Annotated in this window: 17 protein-coding genes; 5 read left to right on the top strand and 12 right to left on the bottom strand. The window is 47.8% G+C overall.

Going from position 1 to position 10,375, the window contains the following annotated elements:
* Positions 1-50: 50 nt before the first annotated feature.
* A complete protein-coding gene (locus IC229_RS29085; RefSeq protein ID WP_190891545.1) occupies positions 51-338 on the bottom strand; it encodes a hypothetical protein in 288 nt (95 codons plus the stop codon).
* Between the two features lie 430 nt (positions 339-768).
* On the opposite strand from IC229_RS29085, the gene IC229_RS29080 reads away from it, so the two are divergent.
* Positions 769-996, top strand: a complete 228-nt coding sequence (locus tag IC229_RS29080; RefSeq protein WP_190891543.1) for a hypothetical protein — start codon at positions 769-771, stop codon at positions 994-996.
* A 235-nt stretch (positions 997-1,231) separates the two neighbouring features.
* Here the strand turns inward: IC229_RS29080 and IC229_RS29075 are convergent, their stop codons facing one another.
* The 7 genes from IC229_RS29075 to IC229_RS29045 form a co-directional block, all read right to left on the bottom strand.
* A complete protein-coding gene (locus IC229_RS29075; protein WP_190891542.1) occupies positions 1,232-1,843 on the bottom strand; it encodes a hypothetical protein in 612 nt (203 codons plus the stop codon).
* 314 nt (positions 1,844-2,157) lie between these two features.
* Positions 2,158-2,571, bottom strand: a complete 414-nt coding sequence (locus IC229_RS29070; protein ID WP_190891540.1) for a DUF3592 domain-containing protein — start codon at positions 2,569-2,571, stop codon at positions 2,158-2,160.
* 806 nt (positions 2,572-3,377) lie between these two features.
* Positions 3,378-3,791, bottom strand: coding sequence for a hypothetical protein (locus IC229_RS29065; protein ID WP_190891538.1), 414 nt, complete (start codon positions 3,789-3,791; stop codon positions 3,378-3,380).
* Between the two features lie 381 nt (positions 3,792-4,172).
* Positions 4,173-4,634, bottom strand: a complete 462-nt coding sequence (locus IC229_RS29060; protein WP_190891536.1) for a hypothetical protein — start codon at positions 4,632-4,634, stop codon at positions 4,173-4,175.
* On the bottom strand, positions 4,634-5,068 hold the full coding sequence (locus tag IC229_RS29055) for a hypothetical protein (RefSeq protein ID WP_190891535.1): 435 nt from the start codon (positions 5,066-5,068) through the stop codon (positions 4,634-4,636). The genes IC229_RS29060 and IC229_RS29055 overlap by 1 nt, the downstream gene beginning before the upstream one ends.
* Before the next feature lie 402 nt (positions 5,069-5,470).
* Positions 5,471-5,887, bottom strand: a complete 417-nt coding sequence (locus IC229_RS29050) for a type II toxin-antitoxin system VapC family toxin (protein WP_190891533.1) — start codon at positions 5,885-5,887, stop codon at positions 5,471-5,473.
* Positions 5,869-6,090, bottom strand: a complete 222-nt coding sequence (locus IC229_RS29045; RefSeq protein WP_190891532.1) for a hypothetical protein — start codon at positions 6,088-6,090, stop codon at positions 5,869-5,871. The genes IC229_RS29050 and IC229_RS29045 overlap by 19 nt, the downstream gene beginning before the upstream one ends.
* Before the next feature lie 67 nt (positions 6,091-6,157).
* Between IC229_RS29045 and IC229_RS29040 the strand changes: the two genes are divergently transcribed.
* Positions 6,158-6,361 (top strand): hypothetical protein, encoded by a 204-nt coding sequence (locus IC229_RS29040; protein ID WP_190891530.1) that lies wholly within the window; start codon positions 6,158-6,160, stop codon positions 6,359-6,361.
* 109 nt (positions 6,362-6,470) lie between these two features.
* Here the strand turns inward: IC229_RS29040 and IC229_RS29035 are convergent, their stop codons facing one another.
* Together IC229_RS29035 and IC229_RS29030 are read right to left on the bottom strand one after the other, a co-directional pair.
* A complete protein-coding gene (locus IC229_RS29035; protein WP_190891529.1) occupies positions 6,471-6,821 on the bottom strand; it encodes a hypothetical protein in 351 nt (116 codons plus the stop codon).
* A 367-nt stretch (positions 6,822-7,188) separates the two neighbouring features.
* Complete coding sequence (locus IC229_RS29030; RefSeq protein ID WP_190891527.1) at positions 7,189-7,626, bottom strand: hypothetical protein; 438 nt, start codon at positions 7,624-7,626, stop codon at positions 7,189-7,191.
* 184 nt (positions 7,627-7,810) lie between these two features.
* Here IC229_RS29030 and IC229_RS29025 point away from each other — a divergent pair, with 184 nt between their 5' ends.
* Entirely contained in the window at positions 7,811-8,050 is a 240-nt protein-coding gene (locus IC229_RS29025; protein ID WP_190891525.1) for a hypothetical protein, read from the top strand.
* Here the strand turns inward: IC229_RS29025 and IC229_RS29020 are convergent.
* Positions 8,047-8,532, bottom strand: coding sequence for a hypothetical protein (locus IC229_RS29020; protein WP_190891523.1), 486 nt, complete (start codon positions 8,530-8,532; stop codon positions 8,047-8,049). The two genes, IC229_RS29025 and IC229_RS29020, sit on opposite strands and share 4 nt — an antisense overlap.
* Before the next feature lie 8 nt (positions 8,533-8,540).
* On the opposite strand from IC229_RS29020, the gene IC229_RS29015 reads away from it, so the two are divergent.
* Positions 8,541-8,849 carry a hypothetical protein gene (locus IC229_RS29015; RefSeq protein ID WP_190891521.1) on the top strand — a complete coding sequence of 103 codons (309 nt, stop codon included), beginning with the start codon at positions 8,541-8,543 and terminating at the stop codon, positions 8,847-8,849.
* Between the two features lie 86 nt (positions 8,850-8,935).
* Positions 8,936-9,187 (top strand): hypothetical protein, encoded by a 252-nt coding sequence (locus IC229_RS29010; protein ID WP_190891519.1) that lies wholly within the window; start codon positions 8,936-8,938, stop codon positions 9,185-9,187.
* Here the strand turns inward: IC229_RS29010 and IC229_RS29005 are convergent.
* The gene (locus tag IC229_RS29005) at positions 9,162-10,334 is read right to left on the bottom strand and encodes a tyrosine-type recombinase/integrase (protein WP_190891517.1); all 1,173 of its coding nucleotides are present in this window, start codon (positions 10,332-10,334) and stop codon (positions 9,162-9,164) included. The genes IC229_RS29010 and IC229_RS29005 overlap by 26 nt on opposite strands.
* Positions 10,335-10,375: the final 41 nt, after the last annotated feature.

The raw sequence follows: 10,375 nt of genomic DNA, 5'->3' as shown, positions 1-10,375 counted from the left end.
GCCTGTGTTTGTTTAAAGTTCGCACTTCAAAATTCACACGGTTTTGGGGATTATTCGTAAAGTTTAAACAGCTCCATTACTAAACTATCAATCCAATCATCATCTTCAACAATTATAGCTTTTAGTTGATGCTTACCTCCGATACTTGTTGATAGTATAACTTCTCCCTTTTCACGAACAAATCTTGCCTGTTGCTCACTTTGGGTAATTTTATGAGCAAATCGTTTCTTTTTCCCAGAGAATGAATCTTCAAACCTTTTTGATACGTATAGCCTTCCGTAAATTCTGGTTTCAAAAAATCTTTTATCTTCTTGACCGTTTGAATGAGTCTGTTCCATTGGTTAAGGTGTGATGCTATTTTAATCCTCTTATTTACTTTTATTTAACGATTATACACTTTTTCGGTTGTCGTTGAGTAAGTTGGCTTATCAATGCTACGTAGCAAACCCGCATTTTACCTCCCGTTCGGGGCAATTCTCGTATCAGACGCTACGTATCAAGGTCGCTTTTTAATTGCTAATCGGGGCGTTTCCTCTGTCACACGCTACGTGCCAAACGCGCTTTTTGACTGCCCTAATTGGGACGCTTCTCGTGTCGGCTAAAACCGCCTAATGAGCCAAAACCGCTCTGTTAAGGGACGTACCGCCTGTCGACCGAGGCCCACAAACACTCCCGGCTTTTTGGCAGCACCCAACACCCCCGAGGGCTGATGGTGTGCGAGCCAATTGACTCAACACGAACTACCTGAACCTTTACACCCTCGTTTGGTTGGGCTGCCAGCTCTCCTCACCAGCGTGTATCCTGTCACCCGGCAGCTACTCGGCGCCAAGCGAATCACTAACGCACGTAACCGCTTTTCAGACTAGTGCGAAGCCTGTTGCTACGTATCGAAACCCTTTTTTGTCAGCCTGCCCAACTGGGGCGTTTCTAGTGTCGCACGCAACCCCAAAAATCGGCCCGACTCCGGCGGTTCTCGTGTCGACCGAAGCCGCCTGACGCGCCAACCAGTCTGACTTTGAGACGCGCTTGTTGTCGACCGCAACCGGCAAACACTCCCTTTCAGCTTAGTGGCGCACCCAACGACCACAGGGGCTGATGGATGATGAGACTGGCTCAAACAACAACCGAAGCGTCAACCTTTACACCCCTGTTTGGTTGGGCTGCAAACCGTCCGACGGGACGAGCATCCTGTCGCCGGGAGCCTGACCAAGAACAGAGGAATGACGTAATTTCATAAGTGTAACTCCTTTAAGAGCACTTCTTCATCCTCTTGGTTTAGCTCGTTAAGATGAGAAAAATATCTGTTTTTCTGGGCGAACCATTCAAGAATGTCGTATTCAAAATACGAGGGAATCAGAAAGTCATAAGTCAAGGTTGACTTCAAACCAGAATCTTCAACTGCATTAATGAATTCGGCAGTCTGATTGATTCCTGCGGAGAAAAAGAACTCTCTGTCGAATCCACACTTGTTGTCAAAGTTGGCGAATTTCATATCCGCGAAGAGGAGGCAATTTTCAACTTTTTTGAATCTAGCCAGTAGAAAAGCCACTAGTCGGCTCCCTTCAAAAGAACAAGCACTTTCTCTCGCCATTTCGATTTCTTGTTCAAAACAAAACTTTATCAACTCATAGTCAGAATCCTGAAAGTCAAAGTGCAATGCATAAATAGCTTTGTTACGGTTATAAAAGTTGACATCTACATCTTCGCATATGGCATCTTCATCAGGATTACGGCGAAATGAGAGAGTAGGCCAAAGGCTTTTATTAATCCTCAAAGGGGTCAATAATTGAATTAACTGTTGCTTTATTATAGACTTTATAATAGCCAGAATCCCCTGTGTCACACGCTACGTGGGAAACGTACTAAAAGGCTACCCTCTCACTACGTTTCTTGTGTCGACCAAAGCCGCCTAACGAGCCAAAGCTGGCCTGTCATTACGTTCCTAGTGTCGACCGAAACCCGGACACTACGTTGTTGTTCAGCTTGTTGGCAACACCCAACACCCACAGGAGTTGATGGATGAGGAGACCGCTTCAAGCAACAAACGTAGCGTCAACCTTTACACCCCTGTTTGGTTGGGCTGCAAAGCCTCCCCCGGGACGTGCTCCCTATCAACGGAACGGTGACAGGCGCGGAGCGAAGAAAGTCTCTTTTTGCTCAATCCGCTTTTCTCAAAATAAGTTTTACCCAAAAATAACTACTCCCAATTACAATAAAGGGTAACGAGATTAGCAAACAGACAATGGATGAACCGTAGGCACCGAAGAAAGTTAGGACAACAAACTTTTCGGGATGATAAAGCTCATAAGCCACTGTAACTTGATCGCCAACCTTCCAAACCGATGGATTACTGGCTGCTCCATATGCTTGCTTTATTTGATCGCCGGTCGTTGTGCTAAATTTAAAAATGGGCCTATAAACGTAGCCTGCTCGTGCCTTATCTTTTTCAAGATCAATAACCGTTGCAGTGGTATGAGTCCCATTCCTGATTAGCTTCATCGATGTATAGCCCATGGTTATGGAAATCACGAACAGAGTAATGCCAATCAACAATGAAACAATGTACCCCATAAAATGCGATGGAATTTGGTCTAATCTCTACCTAACTTAAATTGCCCAGCGGGGGCGTTCCCTTTGTCACACACTACGTGGCAAATGCACTTTTGGGCTGCCCAACCGGGACGATTCTCATGTCGACCGAAGCCGACCAACAAGCAGAACCACCTTGTCACAGGACGTACCCCTTGTCGCACACAAGCCCGACTGTTACGTTATTTTCGCTGTTTGCATCACCCAACGCCCCAAGGGGCTGATGGTATGCAAGTTACTTGACTGAACGCAAACTACCTGCACCTTTACACCCCTTGTTGGTTGGGCTGCCTACTTGCCTGCGGGACGGGCTCCCTGTCGACGGAAAGCTACCCCCACGCCAAGCGCACAAAACGCACGGTCCGCTTTAGGTGCCGAGCGCGAAGCTCTTTACTACGTATCTAAATCCGGTTTTTCAACCTGCCCGACCGCGACGTTTCTCGGGTCGCACGGTACGTTCAAAGCTCGCTTTTGGCTTCCTAACTGGGGCGGCTCTCGTGTCGCACGAACCCCCAAAACTTACCTAACTCCGGCGTTTCTTATGTCAACCGAAACCGCCTAACGAGCCAAATAGCCCGACTTCGGGACGTGCAAGTTGTCGCACCCAAGCCTGCAAACGAACACGGCTTGTTTGTTGCATCACCCAACGCCAACAGGGGTTGATGGATGAGCACGCTACGTCCCTGAACAACTAGACCCCAAACCTTTACACCCTCGTTTGGTTGGGCTGCATGCTTTCCATCGGGACGTGCGTCCTGTCGCCGGGAAGCGACCCTTGATGAGCCGAACTAATAAAATTGCCATTCAAATCTTTTGTCTGTCTTCGGCTTCCAATCTTTCAATGCCTTGCCAAATGCATTGAAATTAGCGGGTTCAGTCTGAATATAGAACATAGCATCAAAGGCAGAAGGAACATTAAAAAAGCTCTTCGCTACCACCTTCATGGCAGATGTACCATTGGGCGCAATACAAAACACGTCAAGCAACAAATAATGCCCCGACCGTTCCCAATTACCTGTTTCATATTGCACTACGTGATCCAAGCTTTTGGGGAAGCTCATTAGTTCACGAGCAAATTCTAAAAGTGTTTCATCATCTTGATAAAACTCTAATCTACACGAACTTTCACCATTTGAAGCACGGAATGACAACATCACTAAGTCATCATCTTCCCAAATATTTGTAATGTCAATACTTTTCATTCGGTAGCTACACAAGACCAAGTTAATAAGGCGGCTGGCTTGTCGACGAAGCTAGCCTAACACAACCAGTTGCCCAATCGGGGCGTTTAGTTTGTCGCACATGATTTGAAAATGAAAGCCTAAATGCTCCCCTGCGAGACGTGCCGCCTGTCGCCCACAAGCCCACCGCTACGTTATAGCTTGTTACATCCACCCAACGACCCCGAGGGCTGATGGAGTGCCACACAAGATAACTAAAACGAACGCAACTTCCGACCTTTACACCCTCGCTAGGTTGGGCTGCAAACTCTCCTACGGGACGTGCAACCTGTCGCAGACAGATGACACACGCGGAGCGTAATCTAACTAATTAGCTTAAAATCCGGGCTATACAATAACCAATTAAGCCGACTCCAAACGTAAAGACAATAAATTCAATATACCGCTGCCCAGCACCTTCGTCGCCCCAAGGAACAAAAAACAGGATAAGCAGGTCCAACAACAGGACCAGTAATAAAATGCGCCCCCCAAGCGCTGCCTTGCAATTGACTTGCCGGAGAGCGGAGGGGGTTCCTTAAAAAGCGAAATTGTTTTATCGCCACTGCTTTCTGTATTCTCTACCTGAGTAAATGTATCTGGTTCAATCCCATAGTATATGTTAGTCCAGTCTTTTATCTGATAGCTTTTCCCTTCGAGCGTAATGTCGGGTAGTTCCCAGCTCATGCAACCAACATACTCTTTCATGACCAGTTCCATTACCTGCGAGGCTAAGCCATCTTCCCAATCCTCCTGAGTTTGCTGGTGCTGATAGACGACAATCGGACGGTCAGCTATGAACCAATTAGGATCTAAGTCGGGCGTCATCAGACGGGATTTGCCCCTAACCAAAGGCGCTCTGGTGGTAATAAATCACCCTCCGAAGTCAACGACAAGTTAGTATCCCAAAAGCCAAACGTTCGGATACGCTGTCCATTCTCCAAGACGGTGTATCCGTAACTGGAGGTATGATCAAACATTTGATAAACAAAAACGGAATTTGGGTTACCGAAATATTGGCATACTCGCTCCGTCGTTAGTTGATTGTCTTGAAAAAACAGGTTAGAAAATGGATAGTTGAAAATAATAATTCCAGTGGTTAACTTGAAAACCTGCACTAATTCATAGTCGTAAACGTTGTAACCACTCGAATTTGGGACAACAGGAACAAGGTTCTTACCAAAGAGATGAACGGTCAGTTCATCCAGTGAGTAGTTATCTGGGGAGCACTTAATAAAAACGCCTGCGGAATTGTTACCCATTAACGTAGTAAAGTGAAAAATACTTAGCCGAGTCTTAAACAACCTAACAAGCGCGTTTGTCCTGTCGCACCCAAATCCCCTGATGCTTACAATTCTACCAAGCAAGCTGTTTCCACTGTCAGACGCTACGTGCTAAATGCACTTTGTTGACGCCCTCACGGGGGCGTTTCTCGTATCAACCGAAGCTACCTAACGAGCCCCAAAACGGCCTGCTGAGACGATTCCCTTGTCGCACGAACGACGGCAAGCACTCACTGCTTTTTGGCGAACCACCCAACACCCACAGGGGCTGATGGTAAACGAGTTAGCTTATTCCACTACGTTACTTTGGCCTTTACACCCTTGTTTGGTTGGGCTGCAAACCTTCCTGCGGGACGTGCTCCCTGTCACCGAGAAGCTGATTTACAGAGATTCAGGGCCGTACTGGTGCTTGTACTTGGGCCGGTAAAACGTGATACCATCCACAAAATCGAAATCTTTTTTGTTGAAAGTGAACAGCTCAACCTGATATGTTAGAGCGGTGGCTGCGATAATCATATCGGCGATGCCCGGTCGTTTTGCGTAATGTTCCCAGGTCAGATTGAGGAGTCGGCGCGAGATTTCGGCGTCCAAACCAATCACATTAAACTTGTTGATGGTTTCGACTGTCTGGCGTTTTTCGCTACGTTTCATGCCTACGTACATTTCCGCTTCCGAAATCACACTTAAGTACAGACGGTCAAAACCAAGCTCATCCAATTCCTGAACCATTACCGGTACTCCTCGAAAGTAGTCAAACAATACGTTCGAATCGCACAGGACTATCTTCTTTTTGGCCATGCTTTCGCCCGAATTGAGGCCATTGTGCGTTCGTCATTAGCCCAAATGCCACCGAAAGAGGCTGGAGTCTCGCCAAATTTGGCGTTGCTCTTGCGTAGAAGTGGAATGTTGGCTTCGGGCTCTGGCTCAGGTTGAATGCCGTTTTCAATCAACAGCTTTATGGCTTTAGCGTAATCCTTATCGTTGACCGTTAGAGTTTTCATTGTCTTATAGCATGTAACACAATATTACAACAACTTAGGTATAAATTCGGCTTGTTTTTAACGGCTTTTGTTCAAGCCTGAAATTGTGGGCGGCTGGCCTGTCGAACGTTACGTGGCAAAACCGCTTGTCAGCGCCAACCAATCGGGGCGTTTCTCGTGTCCACAAGAGCCCCAAAGCCCCAAACGAGCCGGGCGGCTTGTCGCCCACAAGCTGGAAATGAAAGTACGGGCTGTCTGGCTGCATCCAACACCCACAGGGGCTGATGGATGAGCACGCTACGTCCCTGAACACGATCAACTTGTAACCTTTATACCCCTGTTTGGTTGGGCTGAAAACCCTCCCTTGGGACGTGCTCCCTGTCGCCAGACAGCAGCCCATGTTACGCTTCATCAGCTTGCATAAAGCGCAACGCTTTTTCGGTCATTCTGCACCCCTTACTCGCCAAAAATTGTAACACCTCTGCTAATTTGGCTTTGTCGTTCAAGTTACCCCCAAAGGTTAAAATCAAATCGTTTCGGGTTAATAATAAATTGGTCGTTTTGTAAAACAGAAAAATGTCAACCTGCTCAATGTCAGAATAGCTAACCGAATTGGTTTTAAAAACTCGGTACTCCATCTCATCATCGTGAAGGATGAGTTTGGGATTGATACTATTGGAGCCGATTCCAAAAGAGGGTGGAAGAAATTTCAATCCCAAAAACGAAGCGGTCAACTTAACGGTCTGACTCATGCCCTGTAGCTAAACTTTGTCGCCTAACTTCGGCGTTTACTTTGTCGATGGGAAGCTGGCAATGCAAGCAACAACCTACCTAATCGGGGCGCTTCTCGTGTCGACCGAGGCCGCCTAACGAGCCGAAAAGCCCACACGTAGAGCCGTGCTGACTGTCACACGAGGCCCACAAACACGCTTTACTATTTGGCTATGCACCCAACGCCAACAGAGGTTGATGGATGAGTACGCAAGATAACTGAACGTGAGTCACTTTCAACCTTTACACCCCTGTTTGGTTGGGCTGCTTAGCTTCCCAACCAGCGTGCTGCCTGTCGCCGGAACGTTGACAGCGCGGAGCGAATTAACAACGCATCAAATCCGCTTTTCAGACTCGCGCCAAGCCGAACTGGACGGTTTTTAGCCGAACGCGAAGCCCACCACTGGCCTTGTCGGGGCGGCTGGCTTGTCGCAGCGACAAGGCAAACTCGCTTTTAGCTGGCCCCACCGGGGCGTTTCTCGTGTCGACCGAACCCCAAAAAGCTTCCCAACTCCGGCCCTTATGCTGTCGACCGAAACCGCCGAACGAGCCAAACAGCTCAAGTTTTGAGCCGTGCGGCCTGTCGCCGAGACATTGCCGAACACTCATTTTGTACTGCTTGTCTGGCGCACCCAACGCCCGCGAGGGCTGATGGTGAGCGCACAAATAGACTGATCGTGAGTTACTTAAACCTTTACACCCTCGTTTGGTTGGGCTGCCAACTTTCCCTCGGGACGGGCTTCCTGTCACCCGACAGCCACCCGGCGCGAAGCGGACAAAACGCACAATCCGCTTTGCAGACCCGCGCGAAGCTTTTCACTACGTTTCCAAACCGAGATCGTAAGCTGTCTTTTCACTACGTTTCCTGTGGCAAAGGCAACCCATTTTTAGTTTCCCATCTGGGGCGGTTGGCTTGTCGCACACTAGCGGCAAACCCACTTTTTTAACCAACCCAACCAAGGCAATTCTTGTGTCGACCCAAGCCGCCCAACGAGCCAAACAGCCCGCCTGTCGAGACGTACGGCCTGTCGACCGAAACATACCTTGCACTCACATCTTGTTTGGCGTCACCCAACGACCCAGGGGGTTGATGGCGGATGACACTACGTCCCTGAACAACCGGAGTGTCAGCCTTTACACCCCCTGCTGGTTGGGCTGCCAACCTTCCCTGCGGGACGAGCCCCCTGTCGCTGGAAGCCTGCCCCTCTAAGTACGTTGCGCTAATTTAACCAAGAAGTTTTCTGCCTCAGCCGGAATTATTTCCTCGTGAAACAACTCTTGTAATTTGTCCTTCAATATTATGGCTTGGATAGGCTTGAAACTGTTCAATTTTTCAACGAGTACGCTCGAAATATCTGTGGTATATATACCTTCAGCAATTATAGTAGCTAACCAGCCACTTGCATGAGGGAAAAAAGCATCAATGTTCTTGTTCAACAAATTGTAGAAATGTTTTGGAGATTTGGCTTGAAGATACATAACATCAAGCAGTCTATTTATTGCGCCGATTCCATCCATGCGGCCAGTATTATCTGTAAATACGGCACAAAGTTGTTCAAACACAGAATCATTAAATTCCGACTCATGACGCATCTCAAGAGTTTCCAATGCTTGAAAAAATCGTTCTTCTTGCTCTTGACTCTGCATCAAAGCGTTGGCTTGTAGAATTTGGGTTAGTTCAGATGTGGTCATTGTAATAAGTGAATGTCATAGCCCACCTGTCGGCGTGTTTCCTGTGTCGGACGCTACGTCGCAAACCTACTTTTTATTTGCCCGACCGGGGCATTTCTCGTGTCGGCGCTACGTGCCAAATACGCTTTTTGTGGGCTCCTAATTGGGGCGATTCTCGTGTCGACCACAGCCGCCGAACGAGCCAAAAAACGGCCGCTGAAACGGCCCCCTTGTCGCACGAAAGCTGGAAATGCACTCCTAGCTTTTTCGCTTCACCCAACGTATTATTGTACGCAAGTTCACTAAACCACAAATCGCTAAAAATCAAAAAGATGTGATTTAGTCTGACAGGTCGCTTTACCTTTACGGTTAGCAACCTGTTCAGCTACAATAATACTTGACTTACCATTGATTTACAAAACGAATGCCGCGAAACGTAACCGCGAATTTATTAATCGTGAGAGAGTGGGATATTAAAGGCTTTCCCGACTACTTTTTTGGCGCTGACAAACAATTATATCGCTACGATGCCAGAGGCTCTATCCGAAAAAACAAGCGGATTGTGGTGCGCTACACACAAGGTTACTCGCTTAAAGGACGCTTTTATAGCCTAAGCCAATTGCGCCCCTTGCTTTTTCGGCACGAGCCCACTACAGATCATCCAGCGGGCTTTTAAGCGTGCTGATCCGGTTCGCCGTTACGTGCGTGTAGCGCATGGTGGTCAGGATACTTTCGTGGCCGAGTAATACCTGAATGATGCGTATGTCAGTTCCTGCTTCGAGCAGGTGAGTCGCAAAACTGTGACGCAATGAGTGAATGCCCCCACGTTTGGCAATTCCCGCGAACCGAACGGCATCACTGTATACCTGCTGAATCGTGCGATTGGCAATGGGTTCAGACCGTTCGGTATCCTCGAATAGGTACACACGGGGATGATAATAGCACAGGTATTTATCCAGTTGTTTTTCTAATTTGGCCGACAGCATCACGATCCGATCCTTTTTGCCTTTGCCTGCCCGGACGGTCAACAGTCGGCGGTTGCGGTCGAGGTCGGTCAACTGCAACCGAGAAACTTCGCTTAGGCGCAATCCTGTCGCATAAACCAATTGAAACAGAGTACAGTACTTCAAACTGGTCGTAGCGCTGAAAATCGCTTTTATTTCGGCTAGACTGTAGACAGTCGGCAATTTTTGCGGCTTACGAGGGTACTCGACCTGATAAAATTCTTTCTCCCGTAGCAGTACCTTTTCTTGGTAAAATTTCCACGCATTAATATGCACGTTCAGCGTGGCAGCTTGCAAGCGTTTCTTGTTGACCAGAAATAATAGATAGTCTTTGTAGTCTGCTCGACTCAACTCATCAACTGGTTTGGGATCAGCGAAACGAATTAGGGTAATTAGCGCCTGCTTGTAGTTTTTAAGTGTTTTATAGCTGTACTGACCGATGTGAAGTGCATTATAAACAGCTACAATAATCGGGTGTCGGTCGTACTCGCGAAGTGGAGGGGCAACCCGAAACGGCTTGCGAGTGGGTTGTTTATCAGGTGGTGGCCATAACGGGTTAGTTGCTTTTTCTATATCCAAAATAGAAGCAGCAGGTTTATAGAGTCGGACTACTGCCTCGTCAAAGCGGCAGTACTGTTTGCCGAAAAGCTGAGCGATGTGTATGAGTGACTCTCGTGTGTTGGGCACGAGCCAGCACCGTCGGGAATAACTCCAGCGACGTCCTTTGATATTCCTCATGAGGTCGTTGGCAAGCAGGTCGGTCGGAAATAGGACGGCCAGCAGATTGGGGTCTCGTTCGTCGATGTGTATGGTCAGCATAAGTGATGAGTATTTGATAAACACAAGGCTATGACGCAGGC

Origin of the sequence: Spirosoma profusum, assembly GCF_014699005.1 — a bacterium.
Lineage (GTDB): Bacteria > Bacteroidota > Bacteroidia > Cytophagales > Spirosomataceae > Spirosoma > Spirosoma profusum.
Note: the sequence above shows the minus strand (reverse complement) of the source record. Positions and strands in the feature narration are given on the sequence as shown.

What these genes read in the sequence shown, in the direction of transcription:
- IC229_RS29085 (WP_190891545.1), bottom strand. Translation starts at nt 338, where the DNA reads ATGGAACAGACTCATTCAAACGGTCAAGAAGATAAAAGATTTTTTGAA.
- IC229_RS29070 (WP_190891540.1), bottom strand. Translation starts at nt 2,571, where the DNA reads ATGGGGTACATTGTTTCATTGTTGATTGGCATTACTCTGTTCGTGATT.
- IC229_RS29065 (WP_190891538.1), bottom strand. Translation starts at nt 3,791, where the DNA reads ATGAAAAGTATTGACATTACAAATATTTGGGAAGATGATGACTTAGTG.
- IC229_RS29060 (WP_190891536.1), bottom strand. Translation starts at nt 4,634, where the DNA reads ATGACGCCCGACTTAGATCCTAATTGGTTCATAGCTGACCGTCCGATT.
- IC229_RS29055 (WP_190891535.1), bottom strand. Translation starts at nt 5,068, where the DNA reads ATGGGTAACAATTCCGCAGGCGTTTTTATTAAGTGCTCCCCAGATAAC.
- IC229_RS29050 (WP_190891533.1), bottom strand. Translation starts at nt 5,887, where the DNA reads ATGGCCAAAAAGAAGATAGTCCTGTGCGATTCGAACGTATTGTTTGAC.
- IC229_RS29045 (WP_190891532.1), bottom strand. Translation starts at nt 6,090, where the DNA reads ATGAAAACTCTAACGGTCAACGATAAGGATTACGCTAAAGCCATAAAG.
- IC229_RS29035 (WP_190891529.1), bottom strand. Translation starts at nt 6,821, where the DNA reads ATGAGTCAGACCGTTAAGTTGACCGCTTCGTTTTTGGGATTGAAATTT.
- IC229_RS29020 (WP_190891523.1), bottom strand. Translation starts at nt 8,532, where the DNA reads ATGACCACATCTGAACTAACCCAAATTCTACAAGCCAACGCTTTGATG.
- IC229_RS29010 (WP_190891519.1), top strand. Translation starts at nt 8,936, where the DNA reads ATGCCGCGAAACGTAACCGCGAATTTATTAATCGTGAGAGAGTGGGAT.
- IC229_RS29005 (WP_190891517.1), bottom strand. Translation starts at nt 10,334, where the DNA reads ATGCTGACCATACACATCGACGAACGAGACCCCAATCTGCTGGCCGTC.